This is a genomic window from uncultured Eudoraea sp. (assembly GCF_947258925.1).
GTDB lineage: Bacteria > Bacteroidota > Bacteroidia > Flavobacteriales > Flavobacteriaceae > Eudoraea.
In genome coordinates this window covers 1-21,413 of sequence record NZ_CAMYKG010000043.1, presented here as the reverse complement: position 1 = coordinate 21,413, position 21,413 = coordinate 1, and the positions used below count along the sequence as shown (strand labels likewise).

The 21,413-nt window shown below is 37.0% G+C and carries 16 protein-coding genes and 1 tRNA gene; 11 read left to right on the top strand and 6 right to left on the bottom strand.

The features are described 5' to 3' along the window. Window positions 1-148: 148 nt before the first annotated feature. Both Q0X77_RS13595 and Q0X77_RS13590 read right to left on the bottom strand, forming a co-directional pair. Window positions 149-220 (bottom strand) — tRNA-Arg (locus tag Q0X77_RS13595). A 229-nt stretch (window positions 221-449) separates the two neighbouring features. Next, window positions 450-983, bottom strand: a complete 534-nt coding sequence (locus Q0X77_RS13590; RefSeq protein WP_297798260.1) for a peptide-methionine (S)-S-oxide reductase — start codon at window positions 981-983, stop codon at window positions 450-452. A gap of 233 nt (window positions 984-1,216) precedes the next feature. On the opposite strand from Q0X77_RS13590, the gene Q0X77_RS13585 reads away from it, so the two are divergent. The 3 genes from Q0X77_RS13585 (at window position 1,217) to Q0X77_RS13575 (ending at window position 6,136) form a co-directional block, all read left to right on the top strand. Next, complete coding sequence (locus Q0X77_RS13585; RefSeq protein ID WP_297798258.1) at window positions 1,217-2,293, top strand: DUF4421 family protein; 1,077 nt, start codon at window positions 1,217-1,219, stop codon at window positions 2,291-2,293. A gap of 242 nt (window positions 2,294-2,535) precedes the next feature. Beyond that, entirely contained in the window at window positions 2,536-4,716 is a 2,181-nt protein-coding gene (locus Q0X77_RS13580) for a S9 family peptidase (protein ID WP_297798256.1), read from the top strand. Window positions 4,717-4,744: 28 nt separating this feature from the next. Next, window positions 4,745-6,136 carry an aminopeptidase P family protein gene (locus Q0X77_RS13575; RefSeq protein WP_297798254.1) on the top strand — a complete coding sequence of 464 codons (1,392 nt, stop codon included), beginning with the start codon at window positions 4,745-4,747 and terminating at the stop codon, window positions 6,134-6,136. A gap of 10 nt (window positions 6,137-6,146) precedes the next feature. On the opposite strand, the gene Q0X77_RS13570 is transcribed toward Q0X77_RS13575, so the two are convergent. Next, entirely contained in the window at window positions 6,147-7,727 is a 1,581-nt protein-coding gene (locus tag Q0X77_RS13570; protein ID WP_297707649.1) for an L-serine ammonia-lyase, iron-sulfur-dependent, subunit alpha, read from the bottom strand. Window positions 7,728-8,067: 340 nt separating this feature from the next. On the opposite strand from Q0X77_RS13570, the gene Q0X77_RS13565 reads away from it, so the two are divergent. Beyond that, entirely contained in the window at window positions 8,068-9,531 is a 1,464-nt protein-coding gene (locus Q0X77_RS13565) for an alpha-L-fucosidase (protein WP_297707651.1), read from the top strand. Window positions 9,532-9,932: 401 nt separating this feature from the next. On the opposite strand, the gene Q0X77_RS13560 is transcribed toward Q0X77_RS13565, so the two are convergent. After that, entirely contained in the window at window positions 9,933-10,196 is a 264-nt protein-coding gene (locus Q0X77_RS13560) for a hypothetical protein (protein WP_297798252.1), read from the bottom strand. A gap of 373 nt (window positions 10,197-10,569) precedes the next feature. Here Q0X77_RS13560 and Q0X77_RS13555 point away from each other — a divergent pair, with 373 nt between their 5' ends. The 6 genes from Q0X77_RS13555 (at window position 10,570) to Q0X77_RS13530 (ending at window position 19,349) form a co-directional block, all read left to right on the top strand. Further along, window positions 10,570-13,113, top strand: coding sequence for an adenosylcobalamin-dependent ribonucleoside-diphosphate reductase (locus tag Q0X77_RS13555; protein WP_297798250.1), 2,544 nt, complete (start codon window positions 10,570-10,572; stop codon window positions 13,111-13,113). 278 nt (window positions 13,114-13,391) lie between these two features. Further along, window positions 13,392-13,805 carry a hypothetical protein gene (locus Q0X77_RS13550; protein ID WP_297707656.1) on the top strand — a complete coding sequence of 138 codons (414 nt, stop codon included), beginning with the start codon at window positions 13,392-13,394 and terminating at the stop codon, window positions 13,803-13,805. A 432-nt stretch (window positions 13,806-14,237) separates the two neighbouring features. After that, window positions 14,238-16,622, top strand: a complete 2,385-nt coding sequence (locus tag Q0X77_RS13545) for a hypothetical protein (RefSeq protein WP_297798248.1) — start codon at window positions 14,238-14,240, stop codon at window positions 16,620-16,622. Beyond that, entirely contained in the window at window positions 16,623-17,336 is a 714-nt protein-coding gene (locus tag Q0X77_RS13540) for a hypothetical protein (protein ID WP_297798247.1), read from the top strand. 2 nt (window positions 17,337-17,338) lie between these two features. After that, window positions 17,339-18,595, top strand: a complete 1,257-nt coding sequence (locus Q0X77_RS13535) for a cation:proton antiporter (RefSeq protein WP_297707662.1) — start codon at window positions 17,339-17,341, stop codon at window positions 18,593-18,595. Window positions 18,596-18,941: 346 nt separating this feature from the next. Next, entirely contained in the window at window positions 18,942-19,349 is a 408-nt protein-coding gene (locus Q0X77_RS13530) for a hypothetical protein (RefSeq protein WP_297798245.1), read from the top strand. Window positions 19,350-19,497: 148 nt separating this feature from the next. On the opposite strand, the gene Q0X77_RS13525 is transcribed toward Q0X77_RS13530, so the two are convergent. After that, window positions 19,498-19,839 carry a GIY-YIG nuclease family protein gene (locus Q0X77_RS13525; protein ID WP_297798243.1) on the bottom strand — a complete coding sequence of 114 codons (342 nt, stop codon included), beginning with the start codon at window positions 19,837-19,839 and terminating at the stop codon, window positions 19,498-19,500. A 400-nt stretch (window positions 19,840-20,239) separates the two neighbouring features. On the opposite strand from Q0X77_RS13525, the gene Q0X77_RS13520 reads away from it, so the two are divergent. Beyond that, on the top strand, window positions 20,240-21,235 hold the full coding sequence (locus Q0X77_RS13520) for a hypothetical protein (protein WP_297798241.1): 996 nt from the start codon (window positions 20,240-20,242) through the stop codon (window positions 21,233-21,235). On the opposite strand, the gene Q0X77_RS13515 is transcribed toward Q0X77_RS13520, so the two are convergent. Further along, a partial coding sequence (locus Q0X77_RS13515; RefSeq protein WP_297798239.1) for a hypothetical protein occupies window positions 21,218-21,413 on the bottom strand: 196 nt, incomplete at its 5' end. The genes Q0X77_RS13520 and Q0X77_RS13515 overlap by 18 nt on opposite strands.

Below are 21,413 nucleotides of genomic sequence, written 5' to 3'. Positions count from 1 at the left end.
CAGGATTAGCTTCGCTGTTCCTGAGAAACGCTCGTGCTGAAAATACAAAAGGCCAACTGCTATGCAGCTGGTTTTATTTTTGGACCGCACCTCAATGAAACAAGTTTCTCGCGGTCGGTCAAAAATAAATGCCTAATGTGCTTATCCGTAGCCTCACCAGGAATCGAACCTGGATCTAAAGTTTAGGAAACTTCTATTCTATCCGTTGAACTATGAGGCCAATTATAATCTGCGAATTTATAAATACTTTCTCTTATTCTTCCTGCAAGTTTAGGAAACTTCCCCCCCCCCCGGATAATAATCGGGGAGCTATCGGGGCTATCCGTTGAACCTGCCTGCGGCAGGCAGGCCCGGCATAGACGGACGGGCTATGAGGCCAAATTCTGCAATTAAAAAGTTTACAAGGGCACAAAAATAAGAATTTTTAATACGAACTTAGAAGCTCATATCTATTCTTTAATCTTTTGTTCTTTGCCAGTTTTTAATGGGTTCAGCGTGGTCCCTATAACATTCTTTGGAAACCTTCTAAGAATCATTTGCAATTTGGGGTCTATATATGTTTTACAAAATGGTTTTTCCGGATTTTTATGATAATAATTTTGAAAAGACTCAGGTGACATTCTAAATTCTTTGAAGCCATATACGCGAGTGATTAGCAGGTCTTTAAAGTCTTTTTCTAGCAGTCTTAAGATGTTTGCAGAGTCTTTTTGCTGCAATTTATTGAATGTATAAACTGCGGAACGGTATTTTCTTCGCATGGAGTGATTGGAAGTACTATTGTGTGTATAAAGATGTACTTCTATTAATTCCTTCAGAGAAATGAAACCCGGATTAAAATGGAGAATTACTGCCTCGTGAAAATCCTCTGTACCTTCGGCTGATATCCATCCTTGCTCTACCTTTATAACCCCCCTCAAGGATTGAAATATAGCTTCCGTACACCAGTGGCAACCTCCCCCAAAACCAATTTTGTCAATTCTCATTTAATCCCATATTAAGTAATATTTCCAATAAAATTCCGCGGATATTAATGGCTATACCTTTCAGACGAAATAAACTTCAAAAGTTTACAACTTTTAAGATCAACAGATGCAATTATCTATATTCTCTTGATTCTTGAAGCCTGATTTAAGAGAGATAAATTAATTAAAAGAGTCGACTTATTTTAAGTATCTTTAATAGACATTCTAAATATTAGATTATTCCAGATTATTTAATGGATGATAATAACAAAACAGATCGCATTAGATCCTTTTGGAGATTTATAATTTTCAAAATTGCAATCAAAACGGTGTTTGGTTTTGTTACTAAAAGAAAATTATTACTGCCTCTTTTTTTTCTGATAAATGCACTTTGCTGGTCCCAAAACTTAGATAAAACAGATTCTGTACGAACTACAAATCTAATAGATTCATTACTTATTGATCATGATCTTAGAAACTGGTCGGTTAGACTCTTTGGAAATATTAAAGCACAGGGGTTCAAATTATCTAACAATGAGGCCGCTTTTACTTATATTCCGAATAATTTGTACGGTATTGGAATAGGTGTAGCTTCACGTAAACTCATTCTGGATATAGGGTTTACTATAAAAGATAAAAGCACAGAAAACACAGATAGATTTGACCTTCGGGGTGGATTTATCTTTAATCAAAGTGTTATAGATTTTTATTTTCAGATTTACGATGGATTTAATATTCAAAATTCTATAAATAATACAACTGTTTTCAGAGATGACATTAAATCAATTGCCGGCGGTATTGATTATTTATACCTGTTCAATGCCGGGAAATACTCTCAGACATTATTAAGATCAGGACTTAAAAACCAAGAACAAAATATATTTTCATTTGGTGTTGGAGGTTTTTTGGTATATAATCAGATCTCGGCAGATAGATCTATTATTCCTATGGAGTTTGATCCTTATTTCAACGAACAGGCGAGAATTACCAATATTATTAGCTACGGGATTGGCGCAATGGGTGGTTTGGTTGGTCTCTTTAGACTCCCCTCAAATTTTTATATAGGAATAGGTGCAAAAGCTGGTATTGGCTTAACCATAAAAAATGCGGAGACAGAGACCGTTTCCTATAATCCAAGGAATCCCGTACTATATAAACTCGACGGATCGGTACTTTTTGGGTATAAATGGAACCGCTTTTACACTAATATAAGTTTACGAGGTTCTATCCATATGTCCAATCTTGGTTTCGAGAATAACGGTGCTTTTACTTTTCTAAGTGGAAAGCTAGTTCTCGGTTATAGAATAAAGGGCAACAAGAAGTCCATTTGAGGTTGATACCATTTCTATTCCAGGTAACTCTAGTTCTGGTTTTGCTCCTATTGACAAGTCGATAAGTTCCTTTGAGGTTCCTTTCAGAATACAAAAGCTGTATTGGGATAACCAAAACTAGGTACTATTAAAATATATGGCTTAATTTCCTATATTTAACCTAATATCAAATATTGGCCTTCCAATCAAAACATGACTTATTTCCAGGAGGTGAGATTATATTGAAAACAATATCATTCAACATGAATAAAAAAATAAGGCTTGCACTCATTATGTTCCTTTGCATTGCATCTGCAACTATGATGGGGCAAAAAGAAGATCTGACCTTAGAAAAAATCTATTCAACAAAAGAATTTCAAACGAAAAGTTTTGGGCCTGTTCGATGGCTGGAGGACGGTTCGGGCTATACTGCGCTTGAGCCTTCAGAAACGGCTGATGGCAAAGATATAATTCAATACAATCCGAAATCAGATGAACGCATTGTTTTAGTAAAAGCCATTTCTTTTATCCCGGAAGGCGAAGACCAACCACTTAATATCAAAGATTATTCATGGTCAGAGGATAGGGAGAAATTACTGATTTTTACTAATACAAGACGGGTCTGGCGCTACCATACACGAGGAGACTTTTGGGTGTTGAATTTAAGTTCGGGAAAACTTCAAAAACTGGGAAAATCCTTAACACCGACAACACTTCAGTTTGCAAAGTTTTCAAACGACTCCAAAAAAGTTGCCTATGTCAGTGAGCAAAATATTTATGTTGAAGACTTGGAAACCGAATTGATAAATGCACTGACTACAGATGGATTCGACAACATCATTAATGGTACTTTTGATTGGGTATATGAAGAAGAATTGAGTTTAAGGGATGGTTTTAGATGGAGTCCTGACAGTAAAAAAATAGCTTACTGGCAAATGGATACCAAGGGTATTGGAACATTCTATATGATAAATAATATTGATTCTATCTATCCCAAATTAATCCCCATTCCTTATCCAAAAGTAGGTACAACCAATTCCGCTTCTAAAATTGGTGTGGTAGATGTTGTCAATAAAGAAACGACCTGGATAGACATTCCCGGTGATCCCCGTAATCATTATTTGGCACGGATGGATTGGGCTAAATCTTCAGAAGAAATTATAGTGGAACAGCTCAACAGGAAACAAAACACAAACAAAGTTTATTTTGGAAATGTCCGAAATGGTACATCCAAAATTATCCATACCGAAAAAGTGGATGCGTGGCTGGACGTTTATGACGATTTAACATGGTTAGATAATGGCAAATATTTTACCTGGCGAAGTGATAAAACCGGGTGGTTACATTTATATAAAGTTTCCAGGGATGGTAAAGAAGTCATTCCAATAACTCATGGAAATTTTGAAATAGTCAACTTATTATCCATAAATAAAAAAACCGGATGGATCTATTACATTGCCGCCCCGGACACTCCTACTGAGCGATATCTATTTAGAAGTAAGCTTAATGGTAAAGGAGAGCCGCAACGTCTCTCTCCTTCAAATCAAATTGGGCATCACTCCTATAAAATTTCACCTGATAGTAAATACGCCATACATACATTTTCAAGCGTTAATACCCCTCCACAGATTCAACTAGTGAGCTTACCAGACCATAAAGTTTTGAGAATACTTGAAGATAACCAGGAGTTAAGAACCAAACTTCAAAACCATAAGATTCCAACAAAAGAGTTTTTTAAACTCAAAATTTCAGAAGAAATAACTTTTGATGGTTGGATTTTAAAGCCTCTCAATTTCAATCCGTCTAGAAAATACCCGGTCTTATTTTATGTCTATGGAGAACCTGCCCAAAAGGGATATTTAGTTATAAGTATTGATAACCGGGGTACTAAGGTTCCCAGAGGGCGGGAATGGCGAAAAAGCGTATATAAAAAAATTGGAATTATCGCGACGGAAGACCAGGCAGCAGCAGCCAAAAAAATTATGGAATGGGATTTTGTTGACCCGGACAGAATTGGAATCTGGGGTTGGAGTGGTGGCGGATCCATGACACTGAACTGCATGTTTAAATACCCCGAAATATATAAAACCGGAATCGCCATTGCGTTTATCAGTGATCAAAAATTATATGACACCGTTTATCAGGAAAGGTATATGGACCTGCCAAAAAATAATGAAGACGGTTACAAACAAGGTAGCCCTATTACGCATGCCAAAAACCTGGAAGGCAACCTTTTATTAATCCATGGTTCGGGGGATGACAACTGTCATTATCAAAGTTGCCAAATGCTTGCAAATGAGCTAATAAAACACAAAAAATATTTTTCAATGATTGACTATCCCATGCGGTCACATAGTATTTCCGAGCGGGATAATACTTCGCTGCATTTACGAATGAGCATGTATAATTATCTAAAGCAAAATCTTCCGGCAGGAGAGAAATAATAACATATTCAGGATAAGGATTAAAAGTATGTTTCCAAAAGAGACCTATATTCAAAGGCGTGAAAAATTAAAAAAAACTGTTGGTTCAGGAATTATTCTCTTATTGGGAAATAATGAAAGCCCAATGAATTTTACGGATAATACATTTCATTTCAGGCAGGATAGCTCGTTTCTTTATTTTTTTGGATTAAATCTACCAAATCTTGTCGGTATATTAGATTGTGATTCTGGTGAAGAATTTATCTTTGGAAACGACTATACTGTTATAGATTTTGTTTGGATGGGACCCCAACCCACTATTGCCGCACAAGCCAGCCAGGTAGGAATTTTTAAAACCGGCACAACTTCTCAACTCCTTGAAAAATTAAACAAGGAATCTAAAGGGAAAAGAATAATACACTTCCTTCCCCCCTATCGTCCGGAAAATAAACTTAAACTTTTTCAATGGTTAAGGATTTTACCAGAAGAACAGCAAAGGGAAGTTTCAATTGATTTAATTAAGGGAATTATTAATCAGAGAAATTACAAATCTGATGCCGAAATAATTGAGATCACAAAAGCAATCAATACCAGTGTAGCTATGCATAAATTGGCTATGAGATTGGCTAAGCCAAATATTTCTGAAGCACAGATAGCTGCGGCAGTACAGAATATTGCGCAGGCTGCCGGCGGTCACTTGTCTTTCCCTGTTATTGCTACAACTAATGGAGAAGTTTTACATAATCACCATTATGGAAATATTCTAAAAAATGGAGATCTTTTCCTTTTAGATGCAGGTGCAGAAACAGCTATGGGATATAGTGGTGATTTATCAAGTACAATTCCTGTATCTGGAAAATTTACATCAAGACAGAAAGAGATTTATAGCATTTGTTTAGAAAGTCATAATACAGCTATTGAAATGTTGCGCCCGGGGATACCTTTTAAAGAAGTGCATTTTGGTGCAGCCAGAGTAATTGTCAATGGTTTAAAAGATTTAGGTATCATGAAAGGTAATGTTGAAGATGCAATTACGAATGGCGCACATGCCCTGTTTTTTCCTTGTGGAGTTGGTCATATGATGGGACTTGATGTACATGATATGGAAGACCTGGGTGAAGTCTATGTTGGTTATGATGGTGAACCAAAGAGCACACAATTTGGATTAAAATCATTAAGACTTGGACGAAAGCTAGAGCCGGGATTTGTAATTACAATTGAACCGGGTATTTATTTTATTCCTGAATTGATAAATCAATGGAAGTCTTCCAAAATAAATTCAGATTATATAAACTTTACCAAATTAGAAGCCTATAGATCGTTTGGAGGTTTGCGTAACGAAGAAGATTTGTTAATCACAGAAAAAGGGTATAAACTTCTTGGTAACCCAAAACCCAAAACAATTGCAGAGGTAGAAACAGAATGGGCCAAAGGTTTGTAATAATTCTTATTTAAGGAGTTGATAAAGGTTTTTTTAATGCTAGTTTTTCTTTTATGGCACAGGCAGTTTTTGTTGCAGCAAGTCCCCCTTTACCGGTACATTTTACGCAAGTGGGCATTTGGCTGCTAACCTTTGAAACCGTCTCAATAACCTCATTTAAAGGTATCAGGGCATTAAAGCCCGCACAAGACATTGTTGCAGATGACAACGCATTAACAGCGGCGCTAATATTTTTCCCTAAACAAGGTGCTTCCACCCTATCTGCGATAGGGTCACAAACCAGGCCAATCATATTTTGAATGGCCATGGAGGCGGCATCAACCGCCTGTCTGGCAGTCCCTCCAAATAATTGCACTATTCCGGCTGCGGCCATCCCTGCAGAGGCACCACATTCAACCTGGCAACCATGCTCTTCTGCAGAAAACCCGGGGCCCATTGCAAAGTAGGCACCTATAATCCCGGTAGCAAAATAAGCGTTGATTAATTCTTCATGAGTTGCATTAATATCGTCGGCCACCGCTCTTAAGACGCCTCCAACTACACCACAGGAACCCGCAGTTGGATTTGCAACAACAACTTCCATGGCACTTTTCGACTCCATAATTGCCGAAACATTAGCAATGATTTTATTTATAATTGAGTTTTGTAAAATTTTTCCAGTCTTGCGGGCGCTATCAATTAAATGCGATTGTTGAGGTAAAATCCGATCTTCATATACCGTGCCGGCTAACCCTTTTTCAATACTATTTTCAATTATTTCAACCAGACTTCTCATTCTGTCAACAACAACTGAATCCGTTAACCCACTTTGGGCCCTTTCATAAATTAATCCTATTTGTCCTAAGTCAAGATTCTGTTTTTCGGCATATTCCAGCATAGACGATACCGTAGTAAACGGAAGTTCAATCTCATTTCCGGCAATAATGGGAAGAACAGGATTGGCCAGAATTACATTATCAAATAATAAAGTACTTCTTAAAAGATTAATTACCTCACCCGAAATTTCCTCAGAAAATTTTAAATTAATCAGTCGTTTATCCTCATTAAAAGATTCAGACAATATTTGATTCTCAGGGAATAAAGATTTTAAAATTTCAGGAAATTCATCTTTCCTGTTATTAAAAAGAAGTAATTCATAATAATCCCCACAAATACTTACTTCAAAGCCATCAATTTCCTGAATTTCAAAAGAGCCACCTCCTAAGGATGCCATTAAAACCCGAGTGCTTTTTCCGTTAATTCCCTCCAATGTTAAACGGACAGTATTTACATGTTTTGTTTTAAACGAATCTATTTTATAACAGATAGAAATGCCCATTTCATCTGACACTTGCTCTGTATTTTTCATTCTATCATCAGTCATATCCAACCCCAATAGGCCACCATCTATACCCAGTGTGGTTCCTTGCTCTCTATAATTTGGTGCCCAGGCACCATCCTTATCAAAATCAATATTGGCGTTTTTTAAGGGCTCATTTAATAAATCGAGGCACATTCTGGCTGCTCGCCATGATGCTGCCGTGTGTGAGCTGGAAGGGCCACGCATTACAGGGCCAATTACATCGTTGAAAATCCCCGGGTTCTTTTTCATAATTTATTCTTCTTTATCTAAATAAGTGAATTTATTTAATTCATCCTATCTTTCTGTGGCTAAATTTAAAAGATTAACTTCTTCATAATCAACGGAATTATCAACATAGAACCCTGGATTTTAAATTTTAAGGCATAATAGGAGAACCTCACTGTATATTATGAGCACCTACTGAAAAAGGTATACATTTATTGCAAAAATCACTAAAAATAATGGCTGCTTATATATGTTTTGCATTAAGGTAGCGTGCAAAAAAAAGAAACCATATAGGGCTTCTTAGTAGTTGACAATCATAAAATTAAATTTTAGCTTTGATTGGTTCAATGTAAAATATTTTTGAATGAAAGTGCGTATTTTAAAATACAACCATAAAACAAAAAATATTCTTTATCCAGTGATTTTTTTTATCATTTTGGCGATGTCATCATGCAAGGAGCAAGCTAAAAAAAGTGACTCCATTGAAGAGGTTACTACTATAAATTATCTGGAAGAATCAAACGAGTCATTTGACGAACGAATGAAATGGTGGCGCGATGCCCGTTTTGGAATGTTCATCCATTGGGGTCCTTATTCGGTGCCTGCCGGAGTTTATAATGGTAAAGAAGTGGATAATGTCGGTGAATGGATAATGAACAGTGCCCAAATTCCGATAACTGAGTATGAAGAATATGCGAAACAGTTCAATCCACTGAAATTCGACGCAAAAAAATGGGCTCGCACAATGAAAGAATCAGGTATGAAATATATGGTGATCACCTCCAAACACCATGATGGTTTTGGCCTATGGGATTCAAATGTATCTGATTATGACATTGTAGATTTCTCCCCTTATGGCCAGGATATATTAAAGGCACTTTCTGAAGCGTGTAAAGAGGAAGGCATCAGGTTTGGAGTTTACCATTCCATTATGGATTGGCACCATCCACAGGCCCAGGGACTCAATTATCCGGAATACAACACACAAGATTCACTAAAGATGAATTCTCAATTCCCGGAGTATTACACCAATTATTTAAAGCCACAAGTAACGGAGCTTATAGAGAATTATGACCCTGAAATAATATGGTTCGATGGGGAATGGATACTCGAATATACCCATGAAATGGGGCAGGAAATGTACCAATATCTTCGGGAGTTGAAACCTGGAGTAATCATCAATAATAGGGTCGATAAAGGACGACAGGGAATGCAGGGCATGAACAAGGAAGATGATGATTATGCCGGCGATTTTGGTACTCCGGAACAAGAGATATTGGAAGGGATTGCCAATGTTGATTGGGAGTCCTGTATGACCATGAACGATACCTGGGGTTATAAATTGAACGACCATAACTGGAAATCTGCAAAGGTGTTGATACATAATTTGATAGACGTAGCATCAAAGGGGGGCAATTATCTTTTAAATGTTGGACCCACTTCCGAAGGCGAAATTCCTGAACCTAGTTTAGAAAGACTCCAGGTAATAGGTGATTGGCTGCGTACTAATGGTGAAGTAATATATGGGACAGAAAAACTAAAAGCACATTTTAAGCAAGGTGACGACATACGCTTTACAAAAAAAAGAGGAGAACAGATTATTTATGCCATTTCTCTAAAATCTCCAAAAAAAGACCTTGTGCTGAAATACGTGAAACCTATGGAGGGTGGCAAAATAGAACTAATTGGATATGAGACTCCTCTTAATTACACGTATTCAGAAGAGGAAGGACTTTTAATAAATATACCTGAAGATGCTATTAGTACCACCGGCAACCAATATGCATGGTCCTTTAAAATCCATGGAGTAGAAAGAACCACAAAATGAAACCTGGTTGTTTTGTGTAAATTAAAGGCCTCCTGCGGACAAATACCATTTTGATAAATTAATGGGATACCCGATTTCCTTTAACGTATTCCGTAGTATTGGTTTTGATATGCTCTTTCCTTAAGTGGTCCTAAAATATTTCTCATCGCATGCCATCCCTCTTGCAAAGGAAATTTTTATCAAAAAACAATCGAAGTAGCATATCCCAATTTATGAATCCTTGCTGAAAAGAATATGCGTCAAAAACAAAAAAAGTCCAGTAAAATACTGGACTTTTATCTCTTTTTCGCAATAAAGCAGAACTTCAGCAAAGTAGAACTATTGTTCACTTTACTATCCTTTAGGCGTTCGCTTTACTGCGATGAAGTGAGCTTACTCTATTTTATCGCGCTCTCCTTTTATTAGTTGCACGTACCTATTAATTCTAAGGCCGTTATAAATTGATCAAAAGTGGCCCCATCTAAGTCTTCTGTTTGCTCTACCCCGGCAGTTGTTACTGTAACAGTACCATCTCCGTTGTCACAATATTCACTAACAACTTCTTGATCTAAAATGGAAAGTGAGCATGTTTGACAATTATCAACTCCCTCATCATTATCATCACTACCACAAGCAGCAAATCCGAACACTCCTATAGCTAAAATTGCGATCTTAAGTCTTTTCATAATATTATTTGTTTTTAAATTTTGGTTGATTTTAGGTATTTTACTGGTCTTATAACTATAAAACGGATGATATAGTATGCCTGTCAGTATAAACCATAAAAAAAGTCCGGCATTTCTGCGATGAAGTAGAGTAAGCTCACTTCATCGCTATTCCTCTTTGGCTAGCACAATGGACAGTACTATAATAAATTAATTGATAAAAAAATATTCAATTAATTTGTTAACTTTTTTTTGTTGATAAAGTTCTATTGCTTTTATTATCAGCATATTAACTATTTAACCTTGTAGACTTTATGACTTTTATCATAGAATAGCTTTTCAGTTAATCTCATTTTTACTTCTTTATAAATAATCTCATAAAGAAAAATTATCCATGTCCGTAAAAATTATTCCCTCAAAAAGAAAAACTTATTCTCAGGAAGAAGCGTATAAGTCTAGTTTAAATTATTTTGATGGAGACGATCTCGCCGCCACAGTATGGATTAACAAGTATGCCCTAAAAGATTCTGAGGGAAATCTTTATGAGATTAATCCGGATGACATGCATAGAAGGATTGCCAAAGAAATAGCTCGTGTGGAGCAAAAATATCCGAATCCCCTTACCGAAGGCGAGATTTTTGATCTGATCAAAAACTTCAAATATATTGTACCACAAGGAAGTCCTATGGCGGGTATCGGTAATCCATTTCAAATAGCTTCATTGTCTAATTGTTTTGTGATTGGGAATGAAGGCACTTCAGATTCCTACGGAGGAATAATGAAAATTGACCAGGAACAAGTACAATTAATGAAACGACGGGGAGGTGTTGGACATGACTTGTCCCATATCAGGCCAAAAGGATCAGCAGTTAAAAATTCTGCTTTAACCTCAACCGGCCTGGTGCCATTTATGGAGCGATATTCGAATTCCACACGCGAGGTAGCACAAGATGGACGCAGGGGAGCTTTGATGTTATCGGTTTCAATTAACCACCCTGATGCCGAAGAATTTATCGATGCTAAAATGGAGCGCGGAAAAGTCACAGGAGCCAATGTATCTGTTCGGATTGATGATAATTTTATGAACGCCGTTGAAAGCAACAATCCTTATACCCAAAAGTTCCCGGTTCATAGTGACACACCAAAGGTTTCAAAAACCATTGATGCCAAAAACTTATGGGATAAAATTGTACATAATGCCTGGCAATCTGCAGAACCCGGAATCTTGTTCTGGGATACAATTATAAAAGAGTCGGTGCCCGATTGTTATGCAGACCTTGGCTACAAAACAGTCTCTACCAACCCTTGCGGAGAAATCCCGCTATGCCCATATGATTCTTGCAGATTATTGGCCATCAACCTGTTCTCTTATGTGGAAGACCCATTTAAGAGCACTGCGAAATTTAACTTCACCCTGTTTAAAAAACATATTGCTGCAGCCCAGCGCATCATGGACGATATCATAGACCTGGAACTTGAAAAAGTAGAGGTTATTCTGGGAAAAATAAAATCGGATCCGGAATTAGAGGAAACTAAAGTTGTGGAAGTGCGATTATGGGAAAAGATTAAAGAGAAAGCTATACAGGGCAGGCGCACAGGAATTGGTATTACCGCAGAAGGAGATATGCTGGCAGCATTGGGATTGCGATATGGAAGTAAGGAAGCGAACGAATTTTCAATTGAAGTGCATAAAACGATTGCGTTAGAGGCTTATAGAGCATCTGTTCATACCGCAAAAGATCGAGGAGCCTTTGAAATTTTCGATGCGCAACGAGAGAAAGAAAACCCTTTTATTCTTCGAATAAAAGAAGCAGATGAAAAATTATATTATGAAATGCTGGAATACGGTCGAAGAAATATTGCTTTATTGACAATTGCCCCGACCGGTACAACAAGTCTAATGACCCAGACTACTTCCGGTATTGAACCGGTATTTCTTCCGGTCTATAAACGCAGGAGAAAAGTTAATCCCAACGAAAAGGATAGTAAGGTTGCTTTTATTGATGAAATGGGTGATTCATGGGAAGAATACGTAGTGTTTCACCATAGGTTTAAACAATGGATGACCGTAAATGGATTGGATACTGAAAAAGAATACAATCAGGAAGAGCTGGATAAGATTGTGGCCATATCCCCATATAATAAAGCTACTTCCAATGATGTGGATTGGTTAAGTAAAGTTCGTTTACAAGGCGCCGTTCAAAAATGGGTGGATCATTCTATAAGTGTTACCATAAATCTTCCCAATGAAGTCACTGAAGAGATGGTGGGCAAGTTGTATATGGAAGCATGGAAGGTTGGCTGTAAAGGAGTCACGGTCTATCGCGATGGCTCAAGATCAGGAGTGTTGATATCCAATGAAAGTGAAACTGAAGAGACACTTAACACCTATCCGACCAAACGCCCTCAGGTCCTGGAGGCAGATGTGGTACGATTTCAAAACAACAAGGACAAATGGATTGCTTTCATTGGTTTAATTGAAAAGCAACCGTACGAAATTTTTACTGGTTTAGCAGATGATGAAGACGGGATTTTAATCCCACGATGGGTAAATGACGGGCTGATTATTAAGAACAGGGACGAAGATGGAACCTCTCGTTATGATTTTCAATACAAAAGCAAAAGAGGGTATAAAACAACCATTGAAGGCCTTTCACATAAGTTCAATCCGGAATATTGGAATTATGCTAAACTTATTTCCGGCACAATACGACATGGTATGCCCATTGTAAAAGTTGTTGACCTTATCAGCAGTCTTCATTTGGAAGGCGAATCACTAAATACCTGGAAAAATGGAGTAGCCCGGGCTTTAAAAAGATATGTTACCGATGGTACCGAGGCAAAAGGGCAAAAATGTGACAATTGCACATCCACTAATTTAATTTACCAAGAAGGATGTCTTATCTGTAAAGACTGTGGTTCATCCAAATGTGGATAAAATTATAGCCTCATAGATCTGAAATTTTTGTCTTTACATTAGAGGAATGGATAAAAGCCTTTATAAATCAAAAAAACCGCTCAGTAAATTGAGTGGTTTTGCTGTTTCGCAATAAAGTAATTATTGTCGTTGGTTCCCGTTAAAATGGTTCTATTACAACTGCCGGCAGGTACTTTTATAAAACTCCTTTAGATCACAACATGATCATTATCATTGCCTGGCAGGCATCAATAAATTAATTTAATATCTAAATTAACTATATAGAATACTTGTCAACTATGGGAAAAATTTTAGATAAATTAAGGAAGGAATTAACGGACCAACTCACGTTTCATATGCGTAATTTCCTAGACCAAAGAGATCCTCGTGTTGGGGACAGAATATCTTTTGAAGTCTGGGCGATTAATCAATCTGATATGGAATTAAGAGATTTAAAAGGCAGTATAACTCCTGGTAAAGCGACTAATTTCATCCCAAGCACATTCAAAATTCCTTTTTTACCCGCAAATGGTAAATTGTTGGTAAAAGAATTTAAAAACATTGAAATTACTGGTAATCCAGATGATATTGTGCTGGGGGAACTAATTATGGACAGTATTGCTAATATTAAAGTTGAATGGAGGTCTGTACTATCTTCAATGAATCTTAAGCATAATAAAAAGGTGTTATTTAAAAAAGTCATACCTGCCTAATTCTTTTAGCCGGACTTCTTATTTTTAATATTTTACTTTGCTAATGATTGTAGGTGATTAATATTTAATTAAAATAATGGGCAGATCCGCTTACTTAATTTACCAAGAAGGATGTCTTATCTGTAAAGACTGTGGTTCATCCAAATGTGGATAAATCTATGGTATTAATGCTTTTCTTAGAATTTATAAGAGTGGTTTACTAAACCAGTAAATAATCAAATCACTTCAAAACCTGATAATGCTTAAAATATACTCCATCTTCTCCTGCATTATTATCCAGCAAGATCTTCAACTTTACAAGGACTTCGGCAATCTACTGAATGGACAGCCCAAGTAAAATGCCTTTGTATAGATAAAATCGAAAAAAATGTGTGACCTTTATACCAAAGTGTGTATATATTGTTAGGCTACCAAGAAGAATTATTTATATAGATGAATTCGAGTACAGCGCCAGAAACTTCTGCCGTTACCATATTTGATGTTTCGGTCATAAGCGATCTTATCAAAAAGTATCGCCTATCACTGGACGAATCTTCTACAGCATTAAACCTTCAAGAAGTTATTTTTGTCGATTTTCTTGATTTTAGTAATGCTTACATCTCTCTGGCCAGTTCGGAATTTCAAAAACACAATGAAATTGTAAAGGGAGATGAATTGGGTTTGTATCTATTGCACTTTTCGCTTTCAGAACCTTTCAAAGATATGTTATTTCTTCATAGGGATGTTCTCCTTCAGCTATACATAGCCTATCACAAAAAAGTTGAAAACCTGGTCGATAAAGAGGCCATAAAAGAGCATTTCTTAGAAAGTAAGAAGATATTGCTGCAGGCCTTGGACAATTTTGAACAAAAAACACTCTTGGAACAGAAAGAAGCTGAACGTTTAAATAATACCAAGGGCGGTCTTGCCTCTAAGTTAATGCATAGACAAAACCCATGGAACATATATGAAGATCAGTTTTCCCTACTGCTGGAACAATTGATAGCCATTAATGTTTCGGGAAAATCCTTTAAGAATGAACTTGAGGTCTTTAAATCAATACGGAATTACACCGATGAAGTTTGCCAATCCATCTTAAAAGAGGCGGAACAGATGATCCTGTCTTTGGAAGATGGAATCAAAACCATAGAAGGGCTTACACAAGTCTCCCAAATAGACCAAACCGTGGTTTGGTTGGAAAATGTAGTATCGAAAATTGAACTTGACCACCCTTTGCAGGAAAATTTCACTTCTTATTTGGAATCAATGACGGCAACCTTAGGAAAGGTCAATCTTCCCATCACAACTTCCGAAGGAATGTTATTGACCAAAAAAATGGATTTGGGAAAAGCGGCGCAAAAATGGATCGATTATACTCCGTTACCCTATTTTATAGATTTATGGGAAAATCGGGTACAAGCAATTTCCTATTACAAGCTTAGGTGGTTGAATCTTGAAAACGCCTTGATGCTGGACAAAGCCAATAATTCTTTGGAAACCTTGCCGGTTCAACTCGATGGGTTTCGAAATGTTGGCACTTCCCTAAAGGAGTATCTTGAGAAACAAGAAAAAGTGATTGCAGAAATCCGAAAGGTTATGGAAACCGAGTTTTTGGGTACGAATATTTACCGTTCGGATGAATTTTTGGAGGTGTCGCTCCAATCCTCAATGTATCAATTAACATCACAACGCAAGGGATTTATAGACCGTTTTGGAGGAAGTTTTAAAAATATTCTCAACAAGCTGGGTTCAAAATATGAACATAACATAGTGGCCAATCCATCGCAAAGATTGGAACAGACGATGCTATGTATAGCCTATCGTATGTTCAAGGAGGAAAACGCCCATTATGACACAATTTTTCTAAACAAGAACTTTGTAGGTGACCTCTTTCTGGTCGATAGGCCTGATGAAGAGAACAAAATTTCGCAATCCGTAGGTATTTGGGAGTCAGGAATACACAAATCTATATTAGTACTGGGCAATCCGCTAAGTGGAAAATCTACCTTTTTGCAGAAAATGGCCAAAGAGCATTTTGGCAAACATGTTTTGTTTCTAAAGCCCGATAGTAATTTCGTCTCCGAAGGGCGAAAATTCAGTACCACAAAAGATCTAAGGGAAGCCTTAAAACAAGTTAAAAAGAGCATATACAATTCCCGCCCCGCCTTAATTATTGATGACCTGGAAGTATGGCGCAGTAAAGAACATCCGTTTTTGGAAAATGTACAGTCCCTCTTAGACTTTGTAGATTTGGAATCTGATCATGTTTTCATCATGGTTTCTGTTTCTGAAATGATGAAAAAACATTTGGATCATCGTTTGCCATTCTCAAATACATTTAGCAACTATATCAATATCGGCCAGGCTGATTTCAATACCATATACAAAGCTATTTTATTAAGAAATGGTGCTTCCCACCGCATTTTGGTAGACGAGAATGAAACTGCCTTAACAGATAAACAGATAGAACAAAACATACGAAGACTTTGTAGAACCCTCGACTTTAATTTGGGGGAAGTACTTCAAGCCTGGACCTACGGAACAACGATGATTGCCGATAACAAAGTAATCTATAAAGACCGCCACGTAGAGTTTGCAGATTTTTTCACTTCAAAGGAATTACTCGTTCTAAAATATGTTGTTCTATATACCTATGTCAATGAGATTATTTTAAAGGATTTTCTTGGAAAACGATTTGACCAGACCTATAAATCAACCTTACGCAGGCTGACCAATACCAAGGTACTCCTTCGCGATGAGATCGGCGAACTACGGATTAATTCGGTTTTGGCCCATGATATACGGGAACTTTTGAAATACCACGGAATGCTCAATTAGATGGAAGATATAACCACATTTTATTCATGGAAAGGGCTTTGGTACCTCTTAGTGGTGCTTATAGTTATTTATTGGGTATTAAAGTTCGTCTCGTTCATTGTAAAGAGTTTTGCAAAGCGAAACGTCACTAACAAAAAGGTAGCCCAGTTCTTTGATAAACTATTGATACTCTATAAGCCGATCGCCTTTGTGATACTGCTTTTGGATTTTATTTCAATAAACTATATCACCCATGCCATGTTACTGCTAATCCTCGGGGTGTTCGGTTATAGTCATATAAGAAACTACATCAGCGGACTTTTTTTCAAGACCAACCCATTGGTTGAAATAGGGGTGCAAATAACTACAAATAATATTGGCGGTGAGTTAAATAGTTTACTCCCTTTTGGCATGATTCTCAACACCGAAGATGGAGAGCGATTTCTGGGATATCATACCATTGAAAAGCACGGTTTTTTGATCAATGCGGCAACGGATACCACTTTACGACAAACCGTTTATTTATATACCCCTTTTGATAAAAAGGACATATTAGACCTTCTCTTTGACAATCCCATCCTCAATTTTGATCAGGTACCAACTGTCAAATCTACCGAAAGTACCGGAATACTCAGATTGCAATACACGCTTGAAAAAGGTGCTACAACAGAAGATCTAGTTGCCTTTTTAAATGCGCATGACATTGAAACAAGTTTAACTTTTAGAACCGAATAACCATGGAAATCATTTCTTCGTACAATCTCATAATTGAAGTGTCGTTGATCATCATATTCTCTTTTTTCTTCAACGGCATCTCTAAACGTACCAACATTCCTGCTGTACTTATGCTTATTGTTCTTGGAGTGGTATTGCAATACGGTCTCAAATTTGCCGAGGTTGGAGAAATGAACTTTTTCCCTATCCTTGAACTTTTGGGTATAGTTGGGTTGATCATGATCGTGCTTGAAGCTGCACTGGAACTGGAACTAAAAAGGGAAAAATTGATGCCCATCCTAAAATCAATGGCCGTTGCTCTTATTGGCCTTGTAGTATCTGCATGGATCGCAGCATTGATTCTGTATCAGTTTATCCCTACCATGACCATGCAATCGGCATGGTTGTATGCAACGCCCTTGTCCATTTTATCAAGTGCCATTATAATTCCGAGTGTCTCCGGTTTGAAGGAAAACAAAAAGGAGTTCCATATTTATGAAAGTACCTTTTCCGATATTATAGGCATTATGATGTTCTATTTTTTGACCGCAAGATTAAACCCTGCCCAAGATTCAGGTGTTATTGGATTCACGGGAAATTTAATCTTGACCATCGTCATTGCCCTAGTGGCCAGTTATGCGATCATAATGATATTTCAAAATATCAAAAGCAATGTAAAGTTGTTCTTGCTGATTGCCGTATTATTACTACTCTATGCCGTAGGCAAGAAGATGCACCTTTCCTCGTTGATCATCATCCTGATATTCGGTCTGGTCATCGCCAATATGAAAGTGTTTTTCCAAGGAAAGTTGGCCAAATATCTCGATTTTAAAAAGGCGCACCATATTTATCATGAATTACATACCATTACTGCAGAAACGGCCTTTGTGGTACGTACTTTTTTCTTCGTCATCTTCGGTTTGACAATAGCAATCACTTCATTGTTCGATTTGAACGTAGCCTTGATCAGTACCTTGATCATCTTATCCATCTATGCGATACGATACGTGTTATTGCTCCTTTTTGTGGGCAAAGATGTAATTCCCCAGCTCTTCATAGCACCTAGAGGTTTGATTACGGTACTCTTGTTCTATGCCATCCCTTTAGAAGCACAGATAGCCGAATTCAACCAAGGTATCCTGCTCTTTGTTATCATAGGCACCAGTCTTATCATGACATTTGCAATGATTTACGACAAGCGAAGAAGTGCCAAGGCTATCGATTTGGCAAAGTCAAGAAAAGTAGGATCCGTCAGTTGGAAGGCACCAACAATAGACTAGCTGTTATAGCTGAAACAGCTACCTTATTTCATGAAATCATAAACCCACAGGGACCAACGGCAATCCCGTATCCATGAGCTGACGTATCTTATAAGTAAGCAAAAAAGATTTCAGCCTGCGTTAATTTTAGAAATCAAGTTTTTTTGTCCACAGTTAGGTAACCAGGCAGATATCGATAAATTAATCAGTGCTTGATCATAATTATGTGACCAATTCATTTTTAAGTGTTCTTCCAGTTATAATGCCTTTTTTCATCCTTTATTGAATAAATTTTCAGGGCGATGAAATGATCAAATTCATTAATTTCCTATCTTATTCCCCAAAATACCAACTAATATCTACTCTAATGAAAATACTTAGTAAATGGCTTAGGACCGCAGCACTCTATTTTATAACGGTTATTCTTTTACAGGGTTGTGTGGTTTATGACCTGAAAAACCCTGTAACCCTTAATCAGGCATTTGAGCAACAGAAAAAGGTTAAGGTTAAAACAAATACTTATGAAACCATGAAATATAGGCACATTTCATTTGAAGATGGCCAGTTCTACGGTGTTAATAAAAAATCTGGTGAATTCATCAGGGTGCCATTAGACAATACTGATATCATTCAGGTATTCGTACAAAACAAATCTGCCTCAACGTGGGTTACCGTTGCCGTTATAGCAGTGCCTATAATAGCTTTGGCAATAATTGCAATTGTATTATCGCAGGATTCCATTATAGATCCTGACTTTTTAAGTGGGGCTAACTAAAGGTGACTAATTTGCATGCCTTTTTTACGATTGCAAGAAACAAAACTCTTCATAAGAGGTTATAAAAAAGGCAACATTTCTGCTACCCCTCTCATTTTAGGTGTATTTCAATAGAAACAAGCCACTCATTAAAGTGAATGGCTTTTCTTCATCTGTTGGGATAGTCAATCTCATTGAAAGTACTTCGCAAGATTAGTTTAAGCATCCTTTTCCCTTGGTTGGTTTTGAAATATGCTTCGTGGCGAAGCGCGTCTTTTTTACTAAGGAAAAACTCACAATAGATTACTATAAGAGGCCTTCTTTTTGAAGTACTTATAGTTTTTCCTGCATTATGATTTCGTATTCTGTGTTCCAGATTGGTTGTAAATCCATGATAAAGTAGAAGGTCCCTTTGGCTTTGAAGGACATAAACGCAGTAAGGAAGAATCATGGGCTTAAAATAGGTCGTGTCATTGCATAGGAAATGCATAAAAACAAAAAACCTATGCATTATACATGGGTTTTGATATTGATGGCCATGAAGTAGAGCAAGCTCAGTACATAACCATAAAGCGAGCCTGTTTCTGCTTTATGGTTTTTTCATTTTCACTATTGAGTTTATCCAGCATACAATCCATCAATTAGAAAAGTTCCTGAATATTTTCAAGGGAATTTTGGTTTGGACAATTGTATTGTTGTTGCATCATAAATAAATTTGAGCCTTTTATTACTCTACAATTCGGCCTATCTGGAAAATAATGCTATCAATACCAAACTGTCTCGATTCATTATAAATTTTTAGTTAAAACCTTTGATTATTTAGCTATTTTTTGCAAGTTGAAAGATTTTGAATTAAAAATATTAGTAAATTACAATGGAAAAAATCAAATTATCAATTAAAAAAAACCAAAATGAAGTTATCAAAACTAATCACTTGTGGGTTTGTCCTAGCGATATTATTTGCTTGTGACAATAACGAAAACATTTCCGATGAGACCTTAATAGAAGTAGAAGCCAAAGCACCATCATATATTGACTTGGGAAGTACTACTAGGAGTATTAGAGTAAAGAATAGTAATACATTATTGTCTAAACCAAAATCCCCAAATGCTGCTCAAACCTACAAAGTAGAACTTCTTATGGCTGAGTATATTACGGCCGAGGGAACTGGCGAAATGGGTAATACCGTATTCTTTAAGAATGTTGGTAATAAACAACTTGAAGGAGATTTTGTGCCGGGGCTTGATTTAGATGGCACAACAGATATATCTTATTATGTAGATGATAATAGACCCTCAGCTGATTTAGCTGCGGCTGATAGCCATAATGCGATAGATAGAGCAATGAGTACTTGGGATGATATTACTTGTTCGGATTTAGGAATATTTGAAGTTCCGTATGATGGTAGTGATACAGGATTTATCGCAGCGATCTTTAATCCATTCGTTGATGAAGATTTGGGAGGCAGTTTTGAATATATCTCAGATGTTATGCATGGCGGTTGGTTACAAGCTGCATTTTTCGATCTTTTAACAGAAGAAGGGGATGGTTCTCAATTTATATTAGGAGCTACTTTTACTATCGTTTTTACAGATAATAATGGAGACCTTATTGACCTTGATAAGAATGGAAAGTTCGATGTTGCTTGGAGAGAAGTTTATTATAACGACACTTTTGAATGGAAGGATGGATCTAGATTTGATGTTGAGACAATTGCGTTACATGAGTCCGGGCATGGTCTAAGTCAAGCTCATTTTGGGACAGCATTTCTATCTGGCGGCAATGAAGTTCTACATTTTTCACCAAGAGCAGTTATGAATGCAGCATATAGTGGTGTTCAAACATCCATTCTACAAACAGACAATGCGGGTCATTGCAGCAATTGGTCTTCATGGCCAAAAAACTAAATTAAAAGGAGATAGGGTATTTCTTTTTATAATCAGAGGGTCCTTGTGCGGCATAGACTTCTCGCCCAAGTTTTCCCACGAAAAAAGCCACTCACTTTCGTGAATGGCTTTGGTATTGCGATGAAGTGAGCTCCGCTCTACTTCGGCGCTCCCCCTCTTGGACTTCCCGCCAATGGCG

Coding starts and splice junctions, on each gene's coding strand:
- Q0X77_RS13590 (WP_297798260.1), bottom strand. CDS start 983: ATGAGAATTGACAAAATTGGTTTTGGGGGAGGTTGCCACTGGTGTACG.
- Q0X77_RS13585 (WP_297798258.1), top strand. CDS start 1,217: ATGGATGATAATAACAAAACAGATCGCATTAGATCCTTTTGGAGATTT.
- Q0X77_RS13580 (WP_297798256.1), top strand. CDS start 2,536: ATGAATAAAAAAATAAGGCTTGCACTCATTATGTTCCTTTGCATTGCA.
- Q0X77_RS13575 (WP_297798254.1), top strand. CDS start 4,745: ATGTTTCCAAAAGAGACCTATATTCAAAGGCGTGAAAAATTAAAAAAA.
- Q0X77_RS13570 (WP_297707649.1), bottom strand. CDS start 7,727: ATGAAAAAGAACCCGGGGATTTTCAACGATGTAATTGGCCCTGTAATG.
- Q0X77_RS13565 (WP_297707651.1), top strand. CDS start 8,068: ATGAAAGTGCGTATTTTAAAATACAACCATAAAACAAAAAATATTCTT.
- Q0X77_RS13560 (WP_297798252.1), bottom strand. CDS start 10,196: ATGAAAAGACTTAAGATCGCAATTTTAGCTATAGGAGTGTTCGGATTT.
- Q0X77_RS13555 (WP_297798250.1), top strand. CDS start 10,570: ATGTCCGTAAAAATTATTCCCTCAAAAAGAAAAACTTATTCTCAGGAA.
- Q0X77_RS13550 (WP_297707656.1), top strand. CDS start 13,392: ATGGGAAAAATTTTAGATAAATTAAGGAAGGAATTAACGGACCAACTC.
- Q0X77_RS13545 (WP_297798248.1), top strand. CDS start 14,238: ATGAATTCGAGTACAGCGCCAGAAACTTCTGCCGTTACCATATTTGAT.
- Q0X77_RS13540 (WP_297798247.1), top strand. CDS start 16,623: ATGGAAGATATAACCACATTTTATTCATGGAAAGGGCTTTGGTACCTC.
- Q0X77_RS13535 (WP_297707662.1), top strand. CDS start 17,339: ATGGAAATCATTTCTTCGTACAATCTCATAATTGAAGTGTCGTTGATC.
- Q0X77_RS13530 (WP_297798245.1), top strand. CDS start 18,942: ATGAAAATACTTAGTAAATGGCTTAGGACCGCAGCACTCTATTTTATA.
- Q0X77_RS13525 (WP_297798243.1), bottom strand. CDS start 19,839: ATGCATAGGTTTTTTGTTTTTATGCATTTCCTATGCAATGACACGACC.
- Q0X77_RS13520 (WP_297798241.1), top strand. CDS start 20,240: ATGAAGTTATCAAAACTAATCACTTGTGGGTTTGTCCTAGCGATATTA.